The organism is Enterococcus sp. ZQ21 (genome assembly GCF_030053755.1).
Lineage (GTDB): Bacteria > Bacillota > Bacilli > Lactobacillales > Enterococcaceae > Enterococcus_B > Enterococcus_B lactis.
The window spans coordinates 712,856-736,099 of sequence record NZ_CP125658.1 but is presented as its reverse complement, the minus strand read 5'-3'; the positions used below and the strand labels follow the sequence as shown (position 1 = coordinate 736,099).

The window sequence follows — 23,244 nt, the reverse complement described above, 5'->3', positions numbered from 1 at the left end:
TCCTTGGATAGCGAACCATCTGCTTACCTTTAGTAAGTTTTACTTAAATTTAACAATTGTTGCACCATTTCCGCCTTGATTTGCCGGTGCAAACTCAAAGCTTTTGACGCTCCGATGGTTTTTAAGATAATCAGTAATTCCCTTGCGAAGTGCGCCTGTCCCCTTTCCGTGGACAATAGTCACTTGAGGATAACCTGCTAGGATGGCAGAATCCAAATACTGATCTACTTCACTTAGCGCTTCCTCATATCGTTTTCCTCGAAGGTCCAATTGATTCGGCACATGACTGCTAGATTCAGAGCGTACAGCATGGACAACTCGTTGTGTCGGCTCTTTTTGAGGAGCAACAGGCGTCAGTTCGTCTTCGGACACATTCATTTTTAGTATACCGATTTCTACTTGCCACTGATTCCCGTTTTTACGTAAAAGCGTCCCTCTTTGGCCGTAAGTCGTAACCAACACTTCGTCTCCCGGTTTTAATGTTTTTTGTTCTTTCGCCTTCTTCAATACTTTATTTTTCTTCAATGTTTCTTCTTGATGTAGATTTGCTAATTGGGTCTTTGCATCGATCAACTGATGCTCTTTCACATTTCCTTGCCCGATCTGCTGTTGCATTTTACGAATATCAGCAATGATTTTTTCTGCTTTTTTTTCCGCCTCTGACACGACTTCATTTGCTTTTTTCTTTGCTTTCTCTATTTCTTTTTCACGTTCTTCAAAGAAATAGCTGTAAGCTTCTTTCAAATCATGATGAAGTTCTTGTGCCTCAGAAACAAAATGACGCATTTCCAGATATTCGGTCTCTGCCATTTTCCGGCGATTCTCTAAATCTGTGATCATTTCATTTAAATCTTGGCTCTCATCATTCATCAACTGCTTTGCTTCATTAATAACATCTGTATCAAGACCTAATCGGCTGGAGATTTCAAACGCATTGCTCCGACCAGGCACACCGATCAGTAAACGATACGTTGGACTTAGTGTATCCACATCGAACTCCATACTAGCATTAATCGTATTTGCCCGATTGTATCCATAAACTTTCAATTCAGGATAGTGTGTTGTTGCCATCACATAAGCAGACTTTTTACCAAGATCATCTAAGATCGCGATTGCTAGAGCAGCACCTTCTTGCGGATCTGTTCCTGCACCAAGCTCGTCAAATAGTACCAGACTTTTTTCATTGACTTTTGATAAAATATCTACAGTGTTCGTCATATGAGAAGAAAAGGTCGATAGACTTTGCTCAATCGACTGTTCGTCTCCTATATCCGCAAATACTTCTTCAAAAATACCGATTTGGCTTTCTTCTCCTGCAGGAATCGGCAACCCTGCTTGCCCCATCAGCTGTAACAGACCTAAAGTCTTCAACGTGATCGTTTTCCCACCTGTATTAGGTCCTGTAATGACGATGGCTTGATAGTCTTTTCCAATTGCGATGTCATTAGGAACTACTTTTTCCTGATCGATCAGCGGATGTCTTGCTTGTTTCAAGACGACATGATTGTCTTCACTGATTCCCGGCACGATGGCTTTTAGTTCTTTACCAAATCGTGCTTTTGCATTCATCAGATCCATTTTACCAATCACATAAGCATTGTGGATGATTTCTTGACGATGTGGAACAAGTTCTGCAGAAAGTTCACTTAAAATACGTTGAATCTCATTTCGTTCAGCGATTTGATATTGACGCAAACGATTATTCAAATCCACCACTTGTTTTGGTTCAATAAATAAAGTCTGTCCTGAAGCACTTTGATCGTGGACTACACCGCCAAATACACCGCGGTATTCTTGTTTGACTGGGATAACGTAGCGGTCATTTCGCATGGTGATGATTGCATCGCTCAAATATTTTGCGTTCTTCCCGCGGACGATTCCGTCTAACTGTTCACGAACAGCTTGTTCACTGCGACGAATGTTCTGTCTTATGATTTTTAGCTCAGGAGAAGCATCGTCGGTCACGCGTCCGTCTTCATCGATTGCTTCCTTTAAACGGCGACTTAAAACAGGAATCGTGACTAGCTGATCTGCCCACATATACAAACGCGCAAATTCAATTTCACTGTCAGAAAGATCATCAATGAACCGATGCAATTCACTTGTCGTAGATAACACTCTGGAAACTTGTGCAAGCTCCACTCCATTCAAATCTGCCCCGATTTCGATCCGTTTCATATGAGGGCGGATATTTTCAAGTTTTGGTATAGGAATCCCGCCTCGCAGACGTTGTACTTTCAACCCATCCTCAGTTTCTTGAAGCCATTCTGTGATCGTTTGTTTCTCGCTCACTGGTACCAATTCTGCCAGTTCTTCTTTTCCTTGTGCAGTCACTACAAATTGTTTGACCATCTGTTTGACTTTTTCAAATTCCAATGTTTCAAGGATTCGGTTATTCATTTTATCACCTTATCTTTCACTATGAAAAAAGGGCTGTGCCGGACATACGTTGCGCAGCCTTCTTAAATAAACTACTGTGTACAAAAAACAAAACATTCTTGTAAAAGTTTTTCTAAAAAAATATTTTCTAGCCCTATTTTCCTTAATTCAAAATATTCGTTACCCAAAGCTCATACATCTTGTTGGTAAGAAAGGGCGTTCTCTCAACGATAAAACGAGCGAAACTATGCTCGCCGAATTGATTTTGGACCACATCTAATGGAACAAAGGCAAGTAACTGCAAAATCAAAAATATAGTAACGTAAGCCATGATTAGTGACAGGATACCTCCTGCAATCCAGTCTACCTGTCTCAAGATCGGCACATATGTCAATCCATGGACAAAGACCCCCACAAATCGGGTGATCAGCCAGCCAATCAGCAAAATGATCAGAAAAGCCGTTCCTGCATAAAAAGCTTCATCTAGGTGAAAGGCAAATACTTGATCAAAAAATGCTAACTTTGATGTCGGGGTGACAGCTGGGTATGGAATGTATAATTCCAAATGACTTGCTAATGGTTTGTAAAAATGCTGGGCAGCAATAAATGACAACACATATCCGATTGCGAATATGAATTGTAAAGCAAACCCGCGACGTGCTCCAGAAAAAAACGCAATTAGCAATAAAAATAAAATCAGCAAACTCAGCATGCTACGTTCCTTTCTCTTCTAACTTTTTTAAATTTTTCTTATTTTGATAAAAGGATCTTAATTAGAAGATTTTTGTTTGATTTGTCCTTTTCGTTTTTCATTTAAAATCTGCTGTGCTTCCACATGATTTTTAATAGTATAATCTGCTTGACCATTTTCTTTCAGTACTTCTCGAGCTTCATTCTCGATTGCTTCCATGCGTTTTACGCGATTTTCAAGCTCTGTAAATTTGATCATTTTTTTCTTTAATTCTGCTGTTTCTTCTTCTAGCTCCAAGATTCTTTCTTGTTTCTTCAATTGATCCGAAAGCGCATTGACAGCCATCAAGATCGCTGCTTGTTCATTATCCATTTGTGGTGATAATTGTTTCAATTCTGCTAACTGCTCATTGATCAGCTTCGTTACGATATCCATATGATGCTTGGTTTCCCGTCCGATAATAGTATATGTTTGGTTGGCAATCACTGCTTTGTAGCGTGTTTTTTCGTGCGCCATACGAATCATTTCCTCCTATTTGATGAAAGTTTTATTTAGTGTACCATGAAGTTGGTTCTTTCACCGTTCTCCACAAATATTTTTCACATACTTAACTATTATATGATAAACTTTAAAAAAATGCTATGTCTCGCAACCTCTTAGAAAACGAAAAGTCAGGAGTTGCGGTATAGATTTATGTATAAAAACGAGGAGAATTTTATGAGCAACGTCATTATCAAAGCAACGAACGACCAACTTAGTCAAATGAAAGCACACTATCGCTCTTATTTGTTAAATAAACAGATTCCTTATACTATCTTTGCTGCTAAAAAAGACGGGACGACCATCACTGCTTACACATCAGGAAAAGTGATGTTCCAAGGGGCAAACGCAGAAACGGAAGCTCAGCGCTGGGGACAGGCACAGGATAAGCAGGCCAAACCAGCAAGAACGGTCTCTTCTTTGCCAAAAAATATCAGTCAATTATCCGTTTTAGGTAGCGATGAAGTCGGAAATGGCAGCTATTTCGGTCCACTAACAGTATGTGCTGCTTATGTGAAACGTGATCAGCTTGCAGAATTACGTAAACTTGGTGTTCGAGATTCAAAAGAGTTAAAAGATAGCCAAATCATCCAACTTGCTGATGTCTTAAAAGAAACTATCCCTTACAAACTACTTGTCTTGCCCCCAGAAAAATACAATGAGATCCAGCCAAAATACAATGCTGTTCGGATGAAAGTCGCTTTGCATAATCAAGCAATCCATTTGCTGCTAAAAAAGATCGCACCAGAAAAACCAGAAGCGATTTTGATTGATCAGTTTACGCCAGAAGCAAATTTTAAAAAATATGCGCGTTTAGAAAAAAATCACTTGCAAGAAAAACTGTACTTCGTTACTAAAGGAGAACAATATCATTTAGCTGTTGCTGCTGCTTCTATCATCAGTCGTGCCAGCTTTTTAGAAGAGTTAGACAAAGCATCAGCTGAAGCCGGAATCACCCTTCCCTCAGGAGCTGGAACGAAATCTGATCAAATAGCGGCAAAACTATTAGAAAAAGGCGGCATGCCTATACTTGAAAAATATGCCAAACTTCACTTTGCCAATACAGAAAAAGCGTTGAAGCTAATAAAAAAATAAAAAAACTGTGACATAAGTCGTGTCACAGTCCCTTATTCCGAATAAACGGTGTTCAATTAGCTGACCCTCGATATTAGCTCAACAAACGGCAAAATATGAGGAGCTATTTTTCCGTTTGTTTCTCTAATACTCAGATCAGAACGCTGATTTCACAACCTCTTCCTTAAACGGTGTTCAAAAGCTTGTATCTGCGATAATAAGTCCAACCAAACGAAAAATAGGAGAAGCTATTTTTGTTTGGCTGTTCTTATTACTTGATGCAGGACAGCTTTTTCACAACCTCTTTCCTTAAACGGTGTTCTCCTGCCAACTCCTCGGTCACAAGTCACAATATTCATCAAACATGAGAAGCTGTTTTTTGAAATTGCTCCTTGTGACTCGGAGCTGAACGGCAGGCTCACGACCTCTTTCTTAAACGGTGTTCCAGAAGTAGCTTCTTCGAAAAATAAGCCGAAATTTCACAAAAATTTGAGAAGCAATTTTCGTAAATTCCTTCTTATTTCTTGAAGCTGACCACTTCTGTCACAACCTCTTTCCTTATTTATTGCTGAAAATAGGTGGTCAATGCTTGTGTCAAACTTGCAGCGATCTGCTGCTGATAACTGTCTGTTACTAATTCCTCTAAATCACCATCATTATTCATATAACCCATCTCGATTAAAATAGAAGGTTGAAGATTTTCTCGAAGAACTTGATAGTTCCCAGTGGAGATTCCTCTTGAATCCAGAGGCAGATCAGTGAAGGAATCAGCGATTGTTTGTGCTAATGTTTCCTCTTGTCCATAGTAATAATATGTCGTGATCCCAGTTGCTTCATTCGCATATTCCGTAGAGTCTGCATGTAAGCTGATAAAGACATCTGCCTTTTTTTCTTCACTGTAGTCGCATATATCTCCAAGCTGTACTAATTCATCTGTAGTGTGGGTCAAATAAACCGTTGCTCCAGCATCCTCTAGCGCCTTTTTTACTTTTATGGCTGTACTTAATGTTATATCCTTTTCTTCTGTTTGTTCATCATTGCTTAATGCCCCAGTATCATTTCCGCCATGCCCAGGATCTAATACAATCACTGCATCAGATAACTCTTTCGGTTTTGTTTGTATATTCTTTGTGACTTTGGTTCCATCTTCGAGGGCTAAATATCCAGTATAGCCATCATTTGTCTTGATCTGATAAGCATTTTTTGTTTCGGAAAGAAACTCCGTCAGTTCTCCGCCGTTTATAGTTGCTAATGGGGTAGTTAGCGAGTCATCTGTATATAGTGTACGGTCATTTTTTCCGATTTTGACTAATGTCTCTTGTTTTGTGTCATCAGATGATTCCTTTGTCTTTGTAACCGTACTGTTCGTACTGCTGACTGTTTGCCCAACTATCTTTTTTTGACCAAAAACATCTATTTGAAAACAGATAATAATGATAATGATTGCACATACAAAAGCTCCAATTATTTTTTTCATGCTTGACTCTCACCTCGTAGATCCAGACTAAGGGTCAAAACTTAAAATCAGCTTAAGTACGCAAAAAAGAAGCTGCGACAAACGTTTTGTCACAGCCCGTGTTTTCAAATAAACAGCAAATTTAACCAATCAGTTCTCATGCGCCCCACTCATTAGAACCTGGTTCTTCCCCTTGATTCCACCACTTTGCCTGATAAACTTTCCCTTTATAAGTGACGATGTCTCCCTTGACATAAGCTTTTTCTGGGTTCCATTCTTCGTATCCTGGAGCAGGGTCTTCGCTTTTCGTTGTGATCGTTATCGGCAAGCTTTTCTCAGATACATTTCCAGAAGCGTCAAATGCACTGACTGTATAAGTGTACGGTGTATTTGTCTCCAAACCTGTATCTGTATATCGAGTATGAGCTGTTTGTGCTACACGCTGACCATCACGATAGATGTAATAACCTGCCACCTGATTATTGTCTGTTGATTCTTCCCAACTCAAAGTAACTTGTGTTCCTTGAATATCTGAAACAGCTAGATTTTCGGGTACAGATGGGGGTTGCGTATCGGATGGATCCGGTATCAGTTCTTTTCCATAGATGACTTGCCGATTGATTTCCGCTCCTTCATCTCCGATTCTTTGGACTAACGCAATATGGCCAATTCGATCGACTGTTGGATTTTCATCACTTGATCTTAATCTAAATTCATAAGAAGCATCTGGCTCGATATGTTTACCGTCATATACAGAAGCTAAATCAATCACGACATACCCATTTTCTATCGTTACTGTTCCAGCTTTGTAATCTCCGGCACTTAGGCTTTCAGCTGAATGGATTGGAATATATAGTTTAGGGAATTTGATTGTTTCTTGGGCTAATTCCACTGCACTCAATACACTAGAAGTTTCGTTAAGCTGCTCGTTGTTCTTGATAGTGATGTTATAACCATTCGCACCATATTCACTATAAGTAGAAATATCCACATCAATCGCTAACGGGGAGGAAATTATTTCTTGTTCTGACAGTTTTTCGTCACCGAATAATCCTTGTTTGATCGCATTAGTCAGCTCGTCTCTCTTACTACTGTTGGTTTCCTTATCTTGTGATTGCATCCAGGAGATTACTCCACCTAATTCATTTTCTTTTACATATTCTGCTTTGTAGCTGACAGATTTGACATTGTCATAAGTAAAGAATTCTCCTGTTATTTTACTGTACATATAAGGTGCTTTCGCTACATCATCCCAATATTCTTTTAAGTCTGCTGTTTGATCAATCAAATCAGCGATATTCCGATAAGGCCAGACGCCGCCAGCTCTACCACCATTTCCTGAAACGAGATCGTTTTTGTTTTTGGCACCGTAAGAAGGTGTTTGATCGGCATCTTGGTTGCTTGCTTTTGCTGATTGGAACAAACCAGGTAGCTCTTTGTTATCCCCGCTTTCTACCTCATGCCAGCCGCGTGTATAAAAAGCTGCACCAATCACGATTTTGTCGGAAGGAGCTCCTTCTTTTTGTAAAAATTTGACTGTCTGATCGACAGAAAGACCTTCTTCATAATTAGGATCAGCTGGATTGCCATATAGTGCCGTATGGTGAGCACTGTTGGGACTCCATGCCCCATTCAAATCATAGGTCATGATATTGGCAAAATCGACCACAGAGAATAATTTAGGAATGTCAATCCCATCATTTAATTTTTCTCTGGAAGAAGGAAGCGCTACAGATAATTCATATGTTTTCCCTAACTTTTCTCCTTGTTGATCAATTGACTCGCGAATCTCTTTTAAAAGCGTGATGTAATTCTCTTTGTCTTCCGGTTTGGCATGTGGTGTTCCTTCATCGTTTACATTATCTACTAGATCTGGCTGACGGACATCAGCTGGATATTCCCAATCGACATCGACAAAATCCATATTGGTATACTTAATAAATTTCGTGATATTTTCTACTAGATTTTTACGTTTTACTGGATCAGCTGCCACTTCTGAAAAGTCTCCTGATTTTGACCATCCGCCTAAAGATACGCCTATTTTTAGATTTTTATTTTTGCCGCGTAAATCTTGGATTGCATTCAAAATCCCAGAACTTGGTGTGTTCCATCCTACGCCAGGTTGTTCTAAAGATGCACCTACAGCAGCATCTGCATCTGTAAATGTCAGATTCCCCTCGCTATCAAAATCTAAAAAGGCAAAGTTCAAATGTGTTAGCTGATCCGCTGGAATATCTTGAGGAAGAAATTTCCCTTCACCATCCCAGATGGACCAATCTCCATAATACATGACATTCCGGTATTCTTTTGCTGGAACAACTTGAGCTGTTTCTTCGGCATAGACAGAGTCTTTTTGTCCTAATAACGGAGATGTGACAGACATCACCGAAGAAAATAACATTACGGCTAAACTGATTTTTTTCATTTTTGACATATTTTGAAACCTCCTTTTGTCTATTCGTTATGATTCATCCACCAAATAAATAGTTTCTTTCATTCTACAAATAATTAATTATTTGTGTTATTAAATAAAAACACCTCCTAGATCGCCGACAGAACAAACGCACCAGAAACATTGACTTTATAATTACAACTAAATAGTAACATTCTGTAATTCTGTTTGCAAACGTTTTCTTTTATATTGTTTACGTTATTTATAAGTAAACAAAAACTACTTTTTTGGTTAAATCCCTTTTGATAACGATTCAATTAGAATGAAATAATAAATAAAATATCCCATGATAATTATGAGAGAATAACAAAATTTTATGCATGAAAAACTAGCCGTATAAAAAAGAAACAAGATACAACGATTTTCGTCATATCTTGTTTCTTTACCTAACTGTTTTTCTCCACATATAACAGCTTTACGTTTGTCCTAATACACCATTCAAATATAAATCGATCAATTGTGCCACATTTAGCGGTTCTTCTACAGGTCTTTTTGATCGAGTGATGTACGGTGCCAACACTAAGAAAAAATGCCTTGCTGCGATTTCTTTGGTAATCCCGTTTCTTAACACGGATTGGTTTGTTGAAAAAATTTCTTCAAATGGTTCACGATAATTTTTCTTCCATAGAAAGAAAAGATGATCTCTCGTTTCATTGGAAAGATTGCTTTCAAGGTCGTGAAGCATCAGAAATAAATCAACAAGATGCGTCTCAATCAAAAATTGAGCCATTTTTGTCAACGTCACTTGAAATCTCGTTTCGCTTGTTTGGACGATTTCTCTCAACGCTTTCCCAACATCTTCTAAGTGCTTTTCTAATACTGCTGTATATAACTTTTCTTTATCACTAAAATAGTGATAAAGATTGGGCTGGGTGATCCCAACTTTTTGTGCGATCTCTCTTGTTGAAGTACCAAGATAGCCCTTGGACATGAACAAGTCAGCCGCTTCTTTTAAAATTTTTTGTTGCGTGTCTTTATTGTATCGATGGACCATTTTTCCACCTACTTTTTGGTTATTCTTTTTCTTTCAATACACCATCTTCCATCATAAATATTCTATCGCATTTGTCAATCAACCGTGTGTCGTGCGTCACCATGATCGTTGCTTTATTTTTTTCTTTTGATTCTTTTGCCAAAATATCGACTACTTCTCTTGCCTTTTCTGAATCCAAACTGGCAGTTGGTTCATCTGCTAGAATAATAGACGGATCATTGTACAATGCACGAGCAATTGCCACCCTTTGTCTTTCACCACCAGATAGTTCTTCTGGATACTTGTTGATCAGCTTATCCACGCCAAGCTGCTCAAATAATTCTTTTGCTTCTTTTTGCCGATGTTCATGTTTGATTTTATCTACTAATAACAACTGCTTTTTTACTGTCAGAAAAGGAACCAGATTTGATGCTTGCAAAATAAAACCAATTTCCTTGAAACGGAGTTTAACGCGTTCGCTTTCTTTTTGATTACTGAATTCCTGATCATTGATAAATACAGAGCCGCTGCTAGGTGTCTGCAATCCGCCTGCTAAAGTCAAAAAGGTACTTTTTCCTGATCCCGAAGGACCGATGATCGCAACAAATTCCCCTTTATCGATACTCATTGTTGTTTCTTTCAATGCTTTTACTACTTGGTCGCCATCTTGGAAACTTTTTTCTACTTCTTTAAATTCTATTGCTTTCATGTTCTTCCTCCTTCTTATCCAATGGCCTTCAGCGGATCGATTTTCACGATCGTCCGAACAGAAAATAGTGCGCCTAACACAGCCACTACCAACATCAACAAGCTAATGACGCCAAAAAATAGCCAATTGCTTTGGAATGGAACCGCATCAGGTAGAACAAGAGATGTTCCCACTGTTCCCACTAGACCAAGAAGAATACCAACAAAGGATAAAATGAATGTTTGTGCCACTACAGAGCGTGCAATAAATCCTCCCGTGATTCCTTGGGCTTTCATTACACCAAAGATATTGATTTTTTGCATCGTCAGTACATAAATAAAAATCCCGATCACGATAGCCGCAATAACAATCAAAAAGCCAATCATAAACCCAAAAGTCAATACTTGTGCATTGTATCCAGGTAATTCATTGATGAATTTAGAAATTTTGATCTGTTCCAAGTCTTCAGGTAAATCGTTGATTTTTCCTCTGACAACTATTGCATTGATCCGTGCATTCTCACTTGTGTCTTCTTTTTCGAAACGGATTTGTTGGTAAGCATTGATGGTCGTATAAAGAACCGGTGAAACATTAAACTTGGCATGATCCGTAAAACCAGTTAGTTTAAACGTCTTATCACTACCAGATAACTTGACCGTATCTCCTACGGCTAGACCATATTCTTCCTTCAGGCTACTATCGCCTATTGCCTCATCATCGTTATTAAAAGCTTTTCCTTCAACAAGATTCGGCATGATGAACTGATCTTTATCGATACCAAAGAAGCTAACATTGATTTTTCCTTCATCTGTACTGTCTTTACTAGTCACGACTCCTGGAGTTTGGGCAAGATAGGCCACTTTTCCACCTTCGACTTCTTCTGCGGTCTTCTTAGTAATCATGGACATCCCTAGATTTGAATTTGCATCTTTCGAAAGAACGATCGAATCTGCCTCCCACTTGTCAACCGCCGTTCGATTGTCTTGAGCTAAGCCATAAGCTAACCCGGTCAAAAAAAATACCAAGTAGGCGATTAAAAACATCACCCCTGCAACTAATGCGTAACGTAACTTTGAATGCATAATTTCATTTAATGCTAAAAACATTTAATTCCTCCTCTTGAAATAATTATTTTATACAATAATTTTATCACTTGATAAATTTTTGGCGAATATTATGCTCAAAATACATTTTCGCTTTTTTATTATCTCTTCTTATGATGTCTAAACGCTTTTTAGTTAGTAGTTTTCAGTTTTTTTATTATAAAAATAGCATTTCACATAATAAAAGACCGTGATGTTTCTCACGGTCTTTTTTCTACTCTATTGCGATTTGCTCTCTTAGCTAGTACTTTAAAAGCTAACTCATTGAGATAGTGAAAACGTGGGGTATATTCAGCCAAAAATCCAAAGTTTTCAACTGCTAACTGTGGAATCGTGGTTTTTTGTTTCACGATATCAGCAAGCAAGTTCAAATCTGATAATAAAAATTCTTGGCTTATCAGCTGTCCGCCAATGATTTCTAATGTATCTGGATGATAGATCAGCTTTGCATTTACTGTTTTATTTTCTTCATAGTATTGTGGAAATAGGTCAAACTCTCCTGAACAAGAACAGGCACTTTGTTCCAAAAATGGTGCTTCGTCTTCTGTCAACCCAACAGTTCCTAAAAAGTGGTCGGTAATGACCGTTGCTGTTATCTTTTGTTTGAGATCATAAGCAGTCGGCTGCTCGCACAAAGTCAACGCTACCGCTCTCGCCATATGTACAGCTCGAGTAACTAAGGGCAAAAAGAGATGCCGTTCTTTTTTGTCAAAACTGACTGGAACGATATCGCCAATCGCATAGATATCCGAATCACTTGTCTGCAGGTATTCATTGACCATCACAGTGTCGTCCTCATACAATGCCACTTTGTCTTTTAACAATGACGTATTTGGACAAGTTTGAGCAGAAAAAATGACGATATCTGCCTTCAGTGTTTGAGACAAAAGTTGTACGGATACTACTTCTTCTCCTGATTTTTTCCAATCAATCAAAAATTCATTTGGATGAAAGTTGATTTGCTTGTTTTTCAGCTGATTTTGAAAACTGCCAATCATATCTTTATCGAAATATCTTGATAAAACATTCGGCATGTAATCAACTAAATGAATCATATGTCCCTTATTTCTCAAAGCATCTGCTAATTCTAACCCAATATAACCAGCACCAAAAATCACTACTTCTTTTGCTTCTTTCAAAGCGGCAAGTACTTGTTTAGATTGCACTAGATTTTTATAGGTGTAGACATTTTCAGCTTCAATTTGTTTATATAAAGTAGCAGGAGATGAACCTGTTGCCACGATTAGTTTATCATAGGTTAGGGTTTCTTTTTTTCCTTCCTCAGAAGTGAGGATGAGCTGATGCTTGTCTGGATCAAGTTCAGTTACTCTCCATTCGGTGATCAGTTTTGCACCACTTGCTTGAAGAGTCCGCTCGTTGTTTGCAGCTTCAGCTAAACTATGTATCTTTCCTTTTAAATAAAGATTGATCCCATTTGAAACATAGCCTAATCCATCTTTGTGATTTTCATCGATCAACAGAACTTCTGCCTCCGGTTGAAGTTTGCGTAGATTTAGGGCAGCGGTGATGCCTGCATGGGAAGCACCAATGATCACGATTTTCATGTTTTATTCATCCTTAAATTCAATTTTTCTAAATAGCATTCTTTTAAAAATTGGTTCAAATAGGGAAAATCATAGTTAAATTCATTACTCGTAAATACAAAAACTTTAGCGGACTTCTGTGACGGGTATTCTTTCAATTGGCTAGTCAAAATAACATCATATTGCTTGTCTTTCTCGTATTCCACTAAATCATATTTGATCGTATTCAACAACTGTTCTTGAATGATTTCTTTCACGATATCCGCCATTAGCCTTTCGTACGGAAGATCATAAGCAATTTGCAAACGCAATTCCAATTGCTTGATTAGCGTTCGTAAAATAGATGCATAGCGAGCAAATAATTCAAAACGGGCATTTTCCTCGTCTGCTTCAGTAAAATCCACAATAGCAAATGTTTGTCTGACCAGCCTTTCACATAAAACAAGGAATTGTTTATCTTCTACTTCAGTTAACCGTTGTTTCAATCCTTCTTGACCAAAAATATTCATCCATCCTCTAAAATAGGCAAAATGAGCGTGATTTTGCATCACTGTTAACGCAATCTTTTGCGAAATCTCTTCTGGAAAAGCATAGAAAGAAAAATATTCTTCTATCGATTGTTTAAACGTTCGATTCAATTGAGCCACTACGTCATCTTAGTATTTTTCGCTTATCAAAAATTCCTGAACATGTGAATTATGTGTATCTAATGTAAAGTTACTGATCATGAAAAGATAAAAAACCAACGTTTCGTTTTGATCCCAAGGAAAGGCATATTGAAAGAAATAACGGGTCAAAAATGTATGAAGCTCCAATAAAAATTGTGTCGTTTGAAACAATCCAACAGGAAGATTACTATAATCTGGTTTGGCTTTTTTCGTACAGCGCATCCGTTTCTTCATAATGGAAAGCCATATTTCAAATTTCAGTCGCCCTTCTTCTGTAATGGCAAAACTGAACTCTTTTTGTAGCAGATCTAAAAAAGTGTTTCCTGATAAATCGCTGTATTCTTTTTTATTTTCAAGGTAGGGGCGACCAAACCAAAATAATTGAAAATAGAAATAGCGGATTTGATTTTCTGGGCCAGTCAAACGCCCGCTTTTTATTTTCAAATGAAACTCTTTTAAAGAATCATTTAATTCCTTCACTCTACGCGACAAAGTAGCCGAACTGATATTAAGTTCCATAACAAGTTTCTGCCGATCAAATGAGCCATATTCTAACAGATAAAGAAGGATTTGATATTTTGTAGAATAGCGCAAATAGCAATGATAATAAACATCGATAGCTGCTATATTGCCATGTCTGATCAATAAAATGTATCCTTCTTGGATAACGATTTCCAGTTGTTCGATGTTTTCCAAACTAGCTTGTAAATAAAATAAATCTTCTTTCAAGGTAGACCGATCGATTGATAAGCGGGCTAGTACGTTATTAACAGAGATCTCTCCTTTTTCCTCTAATAAAAGTTGAAAAAGTTTGATTTGCCGTTGTTCATTTTTTTCAAGCAAACTGAAAAGTTCCAAGTCCACTCCTCCAAGCATTTCTGATTTTAACAGCAGAAGTTTCCTTCTCATCCTTGAAAAAGAGGATCTGCGACAGTTGTCACAGATCCATACAAATTCTGATCACTTAGCTGATTGGCCCAGCTGACAGTTCCCATGTGATCGTGCCTTGATACCTTACGCCAGGTTGAGCGTTCGTACTGCTATTTACCTCTAAGAGTAAACCATCGGTATCGGGAAAGTCAACGAGAACCTCTCCTTTAGCTGTGCCATCACTTTGATAAATCATCGTGTTTTGTCCTTATTGGATCAATTGCTTTGATCCAGCATGATTAAAGTACAATTTTGTTCCGCTTAATTCTTGACCTTGATCATTCTTAAATGAAGAAGTCAATGTACCTGTCAGTTGCCAAGGAGACGTGCTTGGAAGCCGAGTATCCCGTACATCAAAAGAAAAATCGCCTTTTGCTTCATAATAACTTGTCTTCAACGGTTTGGGGAGATCGTTGCCAAATGTAAAATCATCTGGTACATCAACTAATGTCAATTCTTGTTTGGGGACAAGAATTGTTTTGGAAGATGTTTGGACAACTGGATTAGGAAGCTTAACACCATCTGCTAATGTAATATTGCTAGAAAGTACAGCTGCCTTTGTCGGTATGCTGACAGATTGCACAGAAGTATCTACAGTATTTAATTGATAGTTGTAAGTAAGATGAATAGTATCGCCGACTTTGCTCAATAAATCTGCTGGGACAGATACTCCTTGTTGAACGCCGGTATCTGCGACAGTTGTACCATTTAATTTTAAGGTACCATTGATATAAGTAGTATTTTCTGGAAGTGAGATCGTGATTTTTTTGTCGGTGATCGCATCCCCAGATTTTGTCAACGTGAATGTCACATTTTCTTGTATCGTATCCCCTGATAGTGCAGATAATGGGGTTCCTTCATCCGGTTGTCTGCTAAGATTTTTTAGCTGGCTGTCTGCACTCACTGATGGAAAATTAGCCACTGTTATTTGGGGAAGAGTGGTGATTCCCGCTTGTTCAGACTGCCATTTGTACGCAAAAGAAGGATACAGGTTAGTAAGTACATCGTCCACCAAGCGATAATCAAAATAATATTGCCCTGAAGCCAATGCAGGTAGTGTAGAAGTAGCTGTAGTTGTGCCGCCATTATTTGATGAGATCGTTTGGAAAAGTTGATCTGTCCATCCTGCCGCTAATTTTTGGGTTCCTTTCGAATAAAGCCTGTAATGGATCGACCCCGTTTTTAATTCAGTTGCTGACCAATTGGCCATGACTTGGTACGGCGCAGGAGAAAGGAGCTTTCCCCACTGACTATCAGCTGTTAAATTTGTTGGTAAAACCGTACCGTCTAGCTTATACTGCTCCAATACCTTTAAAGCAACGGGAGAAAGCAATCCACCTTGCGCATCTTTCCCGCTATATACAATATTGGTTGACTGATTCAATCCACTTGTGCTTGCTGGAGTATGAGTCAGCGCTGCTCCTTGTGTGACGTTTTTTCCTGTAAAATAATTGACTACACGATCAAAGCGAGTAGACGGTAATTGATCAAAACGTCCTTCAGTCAACCCCATCGTTAGTGTTCGATTATTGGTTGAGCCTGGAAGGTTCTGGTTATTCCCATCCACGTATTCTGTAGTATCAGCAAATGTATTATATTTTCCTGTTGAATCACTTGGTGAAATGTAACTATTCCACGTATTTATCTCTGCACTTGCAGAAAATGCATACGCTCCTGGATTCAATTTTCCACCAGTTAATTTAGGATAAAATCTACCTGCAGCTGGAGCTAAGATCGAATTGAACATACGATCTTGGATAATATTATTCGAGTCATAAAAATCAACAGAAAAAATAGCTTTTTTAGATATAGAAGGTTGTAATTTACCTTTGGTCAAAATTTTGTTTGGACTCGTATCATATTTATCTCCGTTTTCTGTCATCTTCGCGACATTAGCTGTAATATCAAATTGAAGCGGGACATCGTCAACATTGAACTCGCCTCGCGTAATAATAGCGATGATATCTGGCAGGAGAGTATTTGTATCCCACGAACCCATCCCAAAACGTAAAGTATGGCTTCCTGCTGATAATAAACTTCCGCTAGTAACCTTGATGGGGGCACCGGCAATATACAAGTAGGCGTTGTTCCAGTCAATTGCTTTTAATACATCACTGCTTGATACATGTTCCGGTAAATTAATGATTGCAACGAAGGCAAAACCTTGTGCAGTGATATTCACCAAATCAAGTACATTTGTTAGTTTCACATGACTTTCCCAATGAAAACGGACCGTGCCACCTTTCCAAGGATCATTTGAACCATCGTTTAAATAAGTAGCAGTCAATTTAGGCAACTGGTTAGCCCCAGTTAGTTGGACAAGCTTCCCGCCATTCACTGCACTACGTCCACCATTTGGAGGTACGATATTTTCGTATGTGTACGGATCATAAGAAATGGTAGGAGGCGTTGCTCCAACAGCTTCTGCCGAAGGTGAAAAGATAAATATACTTAAAACAAAAAGCGAAGTAAAAAAGAAGGAGCGAAAAAATGTAAATTTATTTTGTAGCAACATGTTCATCCTCCTTTTCCTTTCTTCTCCATAACAACAACCACACAAGAAGCCATAATTCTATACCAATGATCAAATAAAGAAAACGGATCCTTTGTTCATTCGTCTCCGGAAATACGCCATGTTGATTAGCCTCTTTATAAATCGATGGCTGTGTCTGCTGTTTTGATGTGCCATTGACTGAACCACTTGGATGCGGAACTGGACTTAGATCATAAAATGTAATCGTGCCTGAACTTTTGGTATCTGCTTGGACTGGCTCTTGCCAGCTGAAGAACAGCAAACTTGCAATAATCCCTCCTAATAAGATTGATGCTTTCAACGAAATCACCTCATCGTGTTGTTTCTCCTTTTTTCTTTTTCTTGTGGATCCACAAAAACAGCAAAATCAACAGTAATACAAGAACTGCAGCAACCAATCCTGCATAAAGCCATGGGAAAGATTGTTCTTGTACTGCAAAAACGGAATTTTCATTTACTTTCTGTGCTTTTTCTTTTTTGATCGTAAAGTTTTGTGTAAATCGCCATTCATTACTGTCACCTGATTTTGCTATGATTTCTGCGCGGTAATCGCCGGCTTTTGCTTTATCACCAGCTAAATCAAGATTCAAGTGAAAATTCGAATTTGGTGCAACTAAAAATGCATTAGACGTATTTTCAATATAAAGCTGATTTTCATAATAGATCTTGCTCGTAAATATCAAATTGCTGATAATCGTAGGCTGAGGATTTTGGAAACGAAGCTGGACAGTGGGCTTTGCATTGACCTCGTTCAAATCTCCTGATAAAAGTTTCAGATCCGGTTCTATCGTCTCTTGACTTTCTTGTAAAACGACTGCGAGATTATAAGCAATACGATTTTTTATTTGTGCACCTTCTGTAGCATTTTCTGTTTCAGCTTCTTCTTTAGGTGAAACATGAATACCCGCTAATACACGTCCCTTAAAGCTTTTAGCTGGGATTTTTACTTCTACAGGTACAGTTGTTTCAGCATGCGCTGGTACATTGACTTCCTTTATGGCAACGGTCAAAACGTCACGGACATCAAACGGCAAGGTCCCATCTAGCGTTGGATTTTTTTGACTATAATCGATTGTTCCACCATCACTCGTTACCGCCGGATTAACAGAGACCTCAAATGTTCGTTCTTGATCTAAAGAATTGCTGATAATTACTTCCAGTGTCTGATTTTGTTCCGGTGCCACTAATAAATCAAAATAACCGATTGCTTTATCTATTTGATTCTCTGGAAATACCGGTTTGATCCCAAAGTCTCCTGCTGAATCCTCTGCTTGACTGATTGACGGAAAAATGAAAAATAGACTTAAAATAGAAAAAAACGAAACAAACAGTCGTTTACTTTGATTCATTGTCCACCACATCCTTTCAACAACAACTGCGGTAAAAAGATTCTTCACCCATAGTATTTTCACCGCAGTTTGTTGAATTCATTTCATATTCTATGCTACTGGGCCAGCCACGAGGTTCCAAGTCAAATCAGCCGTGAATGTTCCAGCTGCTGCTTTAGGTACTTTCAGCGTGATATTTGCTGGATCATAAACAGAAAGCCATGTTCCTAGACCTTGGTCTTTTGCTGCTGTAAATATTGGTGTCGCTGCACTTGCTTTACTTAATCCAGTCACAGCTTGACTAGTTGGTGCAGTGGCTTCGTTATCTGAGGTACTTTTCACAGTGGATGTCCCAAAATCCAATTCAGCCCCTTGCAAAACTTGTGAACCGTTTACAAAATCTGAAACCGAAACTGTCACGTTCCATCCTTGCGCTTGCCCGACTGCACCTACACCTCGACGATCTGATACTTGAAGATAAGGTGTATCATTTTTTGAAGCGTCTATTTGATATGTTTTTGTTCCGCTTTCAATCTCGTGTGTACCAAACGGCAATTCGGGAACTACATCCAGCGTTAAAGGACCTGTCTGGCCAGTTCCTGGATTTTCCGGATCTGCCGGCTCTACTGGTTTAGAAGGATCAGTAGGATCAAGGGGTACGACAGTATTTGTTGGCTCAGTAAAGGTAATATCTCCTTTTGAAGTTGCTTGACCTTCAGCAAAAGCTGGGGTTGCCAAGCCGCCTAGAAGAAGTGTTGAAAGTAATAATGTCCCAATCATGTTCTTTTTCATAATAAATCACTCCTTTTTCTTAGTGACCTAAGTATAGTAGAGACAGCATGCAAAAAATCCTCATGAATTCATCCGCTTACTTGAAATTCTGTCCCTTTTTGTATAAAAAGAGAAAAAAGCAATAAAATCGTTTACATGAATATTCTTATTTTTTTATTAAGTATGAAAAAACATTTCAATTTTCTTTTTTTCATTTCAACTTATTCTATTAATGCTTCTCTGACCCATACAAATAGGAGTACGGCATCAACTGCCGCACTCCTATTGTTTTCGTCATTTGTATCTTAAATAAAACGATTCTCACGCAATTTTATTTTTTTGATATCTTCTACTGTTTGTGTTCCAGCTAATTGCATGACCATTTCCAATTCTGTTTTAAAGAAATCAAACACTTGACGGACTCCTATGCTTCCTCCTAAAGACAATCCATAAATAACGGGTCTGCCAATAGCAACAAGATCTGCACCTGATGCGATTGCTTTGAAAACATGCTGTCCGCGTCGTACACCGCTGTCAAACACGATTGGTACACGTTTATCTACTGCTTCTGCCACATATTGCAACGAATCAAACGCTGCTGAACCACCATCTAGTTGACGGCCGCCATGATTAGATACCCAGATTCCGCCAGCACCAGATTCTAATGAACGATAGACATCTTCTTCTGACTGGACACCTTTCACATAGACTGGCAAATCAGAATGAGCAGCAATAAATTCTATATCTTTTGGACTAAGCTTCTGTTTGGAAGATTTGTACACAGCATCCATCGTTTGGCCTACTCCTGATTGATAAGCCTGAACGATCGGCATTGGCAGTGGGAAGGTAAACCCATTTCTGCGGTCTGTTTCACGGTTTCCGCCAACTGTTGCATCCGCTGTCAATACGATTGCTTTTGCTCCATTACGCTTGGCCACTTCAAGAATATCCAAATTGATCCCATCATCTTTGCTCATATAAAATTGAAACCATTGCGGTGCTTTCTCCCCGCCTGCTTCTCTTATCTCTTCTAATGTACAAGAAGCGTAAGAACTTGCTGTATAGATCGTCCCAAAATCTGCTACACCTTTTGCAGAAGCTTTCTCCGCCTTCACATGAGCTAAGCCATGAGCAGCAACTGGTGCCATGATGATTGGTGCAGTCAGCGTTTCTTCGTCAAAATGTGTAGTTGTATCGGGTAATTCTACATCTCTTAATACATGAGGAATAATCAGCTGATGATTGAATGCCCGTTCATTTTCTTGATAAGTAAATAAGTCGCCAGCACCACTGCTGATGTAACCATAACCACCAGCTGGAATCACTTGTGAAGCGGCTATTTCTAAATCTTCCATATTGATAAAATCCACTATTCCTTCATTTGTACCTGCTTGATACGTTTTTTCCATTTCAATGCCTTCCCTCTATAAAAAATTGAATGAATAATATGATAGCGTTTACACATTTTATATTACTCTTCCGTATTGATACAGGCAAATAATCTGTTTACATTTCAGTCATTCCAGTTGTTACTACTCTGAAAGAAATGTTTAGAACACAAATAGATAAAAAACGATGGGACTTTGACAAAAGTCGTGTCAAAGTCCCTTTTACGAAATACTGTGGATGCCTATTGAAATAAGTGCGGGTTGTTTCTTTGTGTTTCAATCGTTTCTTGCCATTCTTCGTTTAATTTTGGATTACCGTTTTCTTCCTTGAACGCATAAGGTCCCAATCCAAAAAGCTCAGTTAGTATTTGATTCACGATTCCATATAGCTCGGTGTGATCGGACACATGATTATTGAAGATCATCTCATTATCACCACGTTTGAATCTCACATTCGGGCTCTCATGATGAACCTCTATGCAGTTTTCCCCTTTTTTTAACTGACGGATTTCTGAAAACATCTCATAAATATCTTCTCCAATAAAACCTTCAGCAAGCGCCAGACTGTCCACAAGACCGCCTACTGTCAACTCAGAGATTATCGCTTTGTTGGCACCAAGCTTTAATGTATAGCTTGTTGCTTCTACTACGCCGCACGCATTGCAACCACCTTCTGATAGTTCGCTTTTTCTGATCAATTGAACTTCTTTCATTTTCTGATCCTCCTCTTAGTTTTCTACTTATGTATTTTTTATCACCTGACGTAAGTGAACTTTATCGTCACGATCACGTGATTTATTCTTCAGAGATTCTATTTATTAACATATCTTTTATTCTTCTACTTTTCTTTCTTTAGCATATAAGAGATACGCATAGTAATCAAGCAAGGATTGTTGATATAAAAAGAACAAATACCGCTATTTTGATTTCTTTTGACTCTATTACTCATATAAATAAAATTTATTATACCTGCTCTTTTTGACTATATCCTCATCTGACTCCTATACTTCGTTTGTATTAAAACTTAGGAGGAATCATTCATGCTTACAGGGCTAAACTTATTAAATAATCCTTTTCTAAATAAAGGAACAGCTTTTACAAAAGAAGAACGGGCAAAATACGGAATCACTGGTATGCTTCCAAGTACTGTCCAAACATTGGAACAACAATCTGTCCAAGCTTACGGTCAATACTTAAGCAAACAGACCGATTTGGAAAAACGTATCTTCTTAATGAATCTATTCAATACGAACCGGACATTGTTTTATAAATTGATGGGCGAACATTTAGTTGAATTCATGCCTGTCGTTTATGATCCTGTCGTTGCGGATTCAATCGAACAATACAACGAAATTTTCTTGAAACCACAAGATGCTGCATTTCTTTCAATCGACGAACCAGAAAATATCAAAGCAAGTTTGAAAAACGCAGCAGGTGGACGCGACATTCGTTTGATCGTTGTGACAGATGCAGAAGGAATCTTAGGTATGGGTGACTGGGGTGTGAACGGTGTTGACATCGCTATCGGTAAATTGATGGTCTACACTGCTGCGGCTGGTATCAATCCTGCACAAGTCTTGCCTGTATCAATCGACGCTGGTACTAATAACGAAGAATTATTGAATAATCCATTATACTTAGGGAATCGTCATGCTCGTGTAGAAGGCGAAACTTACTACGAATTCATTGATCAATTCGTTCAATCAGCTACTGAATTATTCCCAGAATTGTTATTACATTGGGAAGATTTTGGACGAGGAAATGCTGCAACGATCTTAGAAAAATACGAAGATAAAATCACTACTTTCAATGATGATATCCAAGGCACAGGAATCGTTGTACTAGCTGGTGTATTAGGTGGATTGAATATATCAGGTGAGCAATTGAAAGATCAAACGATCTTGACATTTGGTGCTGGTACTGCTGGTGTAGGTATCGCAAACATCCTTTTAGATGAAATGATCCGTCAAGGTGTACCTGAAGAAGAAGCACGCCAACATTTCTATCAAGTAGATAAACAGGGTTTATTGTTTGAAGATACAAAAGGATTGACTCCTGGTCAAATCCCATTCGCTCGTAAACGCTCAGAATTCACTAATGCTGATGAATTGACAAACTTAGAAGCAGTTGTAAAAGCAATCCATCCAACGATCATGATCGGTACTTCTACCCAACCTGGAGCATTCACTGAAGAAATCGTGAAAGAAATGGCGGCTCATACCCCACGTCCAATCATCATGCCTTTGTCTAATCCAACAAAATTGGCAGAAGCAAAAGCAAAAGATTTGATTGAATGGACGGACGGAAAAGCTTTAGTTGGAACAGGTATCCCTGCTGCTGATGTGGAATATAACGGTGTAACTTACCAAATCGGTCAAGCAAATAATGCGTTGATGTACCCAGGTTTAGGGCTTGGTTTGATTGCTTCAACAGCTACACGAGTAAATGCTGAAATCATTTCTCAAGCTAGTCGAGCATTAGGCGGAATCGTTGATGTAACAAAACCAGGAGCAGCTATATTGCCTCCAGTAGCAAAAATCACTGAATTCTCTCAAACGATTGCTGAAACTGTCGCAAAATCAGTTGTTGCACAAAAATTGAATCGTGAAGAAATCACGGATATCAAAGAAGCTGTTGAATCTGCTAAATGGGTTCCTGAATATAAATCTTTAGAAGATTAAGATTGTTATAGTAAAAGAACATACAGAAACTTTGTATGACGTCTA

At 38.5% G+C, this 23,244-nt stretch carries 16 protein-coding genes and 2 pseudogenes; 2 read left to right on the top strand and 16 right to left on the bottom strand.

The window, feature by feature from the left end; all coding sequences use genetic code 11:
* Positions 1-39: 39 nt before the first annotated feature.
* The 3 genes from QK255_RS03435 to zapA form a co-directional block, all read right to left on the bottom strand.
* A complete protein-coding gene (locus QK255_RS03435; RefSeq protein WP_002290802.1) occupies positions 40-2,400 on the bottom strand; it encodes an endonuclease MutS2 in 2,361 nt (786 codons plus the stop codon).
* Between the two features lie 142 nt (positions 2,401-2,542).
* Positions 2,543-3,091, bottom strand: a complete 549-nt coding sequence (locus QK255_RS03430) for a CvpA family protein (RefSeq protein WP_002290801.1) — start codon at positions 3,089-3,091, stop codon at positions 2,543-2,545.
* 57 nt (positions 3,092-3,148) lie between these two features.
* Positions 3,149-3,586, bottom strand: coding sequence for a cell division protein ZapA (gene zapA, locus QK255_RS03425; RefSeq protein ID WP_002290800.1), 438 nt, complete (start codon positions 3,584-3,586; stop codon positions 3,149-3,151).
* A 201-nt stretch (positions 3,587-3,787) separates the two neighbouring features.
* Here zapA and rnhC point away from each other — a divergent pair, with 201 nt between their 5' ends.
* The gene (gene rnhC / locus QK255_RS03420; RefSeq protein WP_002290798.1) at positions 3,788-4,705 is read left to right on the top strand and encodes a ribonuclease HIII; all 918 of its coding nucleotides are present in this window, start codon (positions 3,788-3,790) and stop codon (positions 4,703-4,705) included.
* Positions 4,706-5,246: 541 nt separating this feature from the next.
* On the opposite strand, the gene QK255_RS03415 is transcribed toward rnhC, so the two are convergent.
* From QK255_RS03415 to QK255_RS03355, 13 genes and pseudogenes are all read right to left on the bottom strand, one after another.
* Positions 5,247-6,161 (bottom strand): N-acetylmuramoyl-L-alanine amidase family protein, encoded by a 915-nt coding sequence (locus QK255_RS03415; RefSeq protein ID WP_002290913.1) that lies wholly within the window; start codon positions 6,159-6,161, stop codon positions 5,247-5,249.
* A gap of 136 nt (positions 6,162-6,297) precedes the next feature.
* A complete protein-coding gene (locus tag QK255_RS03410) occupies positions 6,298-8,574 on the bottom strand; it encodes a glycosyl hydrolase family 18 protein (protein WP_002290911.1) in 2,277 nt (758 codons plus the stop codon).
* Between the two features lie 433 nt (positions 8,575-9,007).
* Positions 9,008-9,586: a TetR/AcrR family transcriptional regulator gene (locus tag QK255_RS03405; RefSeq protein WP_002290909.1), complete on the bottom strand. Its 579-nt coding sequence runs from the start codon at positions 9,584-9,586 to the stop codon at positions 9,008-9,010.
* 19 nt (positions 9,587-9,605) lie between these two features.
* Entirely contained in the window at positions 9,606-10,274 is a 669-nt protein-coding gene (locus QK255_RS03400) for an ABC transporter ATP-binding protein (RefSeq protein ID WP_002290906.1), read from the bottom strand.
* A 14-nt stretch (positions 10,275-10,288) separates the two neighbouring features.
* Positions 10,289-11,359 carry an ABC transporter permease gene (locus tag QK255_RS03395; RefSeq protein WP_002290905.1) on the bottom strand — a complete coding sequence of 357 codons (1,071 nt, stop codon included), beginning with the start codon at positions 11,357-11,359 and terminating at the stop codon, positions 10,289-10,291.
* Positions 11,360-11,556: 197 nt separating this feature from the next.
* The gene (locus QK255_RS03390; protein WP_002290904.1) at positions 11,557-12,921 is read right to left on the bottom strand and encodes an NAD(P)/FAD-dependent oxidoreductase; all 1,365 of its coding nucleotides are present in this window, start codon (positions 12,919-12,921) and stop codon (positions 11,557-11,559) included.
* Positions 12,918-14,477: pseudogene (locus tag QK255_RS03385) on the bottom strand (helix-turn-helix domain-containing protein). Before QK255_RS03385 ends, QK255_RS03390 begins: the two are co-directional and overlap by 4 nt.
* A gap of 55 nt (positions 14,478-14,532) precedes the next feature.
* A pseudogene (locus QK255_RS03380) lies at positions 14,533-17,013 on the bottom strand (WxL domain-containing protein).
* Positions 16,997-17,332, bottom strand: coding sequence for an EF2685/EF0750 family sortase-dependent surface protein (locus tag QK255_RS03375; protein ID WP_002290899.1), 336 nt, complete (start codon positions 17,330-17,332; stop codon positions 16,997-16,999). Before QK255_RS03375 ends, QK255_RS03380 begins: the two are co-directional and overlap by 17 nt.
* 10 nt (positions 17,333-17,342) lie before the next feature.
* Positions 17,343-18,380, bottom strand: a complete 1,038-nt coding sequence (locus QK255_RS03370) for a WxLIP family cell surface protein (RefSeq protein ID WP_002290898.1) — start codon at positions 18,378-18,380, stop codon at positions 17,343-17,345.
* A 90-nt stretch (positions 18,381-18,470) separates the two neighbouring features.
* Positions 18,471-19,151, bottom strand: a complete 681-nt coding sequence (locus QK255_RS03365) for a WxL domain-containing protein (protein WP_002290897.1) — start codon at positions 19,149-19,151, stop codon at positions 18,471-18,473.
* A gap of 284 nt (positions 19,152-19,435) precedes the next feature.
* Positions 19,436-20,539 carry an alpha-hydroxy-acid oxidizing protein gene (locus QK255_RS03360; protein WP_002290895.1) on the bottom strand — a complete coding sequence of 368 codons (1,104 nt, stop codon included), beginning with the start codon at positions 20,537-20,539 and terminating at the stop codon, positions 19,436-19,438.
* 221 nt (positions 20,540-20,760) lie between these two features.
* A complete protein-coding gene (locus QK255_RS03355; protein ID WP_002290894.1) occupies positions 20,761-21,231 on the bottom strand; it encodes a DUF4809 family protein in 471 nt (156 codons plus the stop codon).
* A gap of 327 nt (positions 21,232-21,558) precedes the next feature.
* Here QK255_RS03355 and QK255_RS03350 point away from each other — a divergent pair, with 327 nt between their 5' ends.
* Positions 21,559-23,199, top strand: a complete 1,641-nt coding sequence (locus QK255_RS03350; RefSeq protein ID WP_002290893.1) for a malolactic enzyme — start codon at positions 21,559-21,561, stop codon at positions 23,197-23,199.
* Positions 23,200-23,244: the final 45 nt, after the last annotated feature.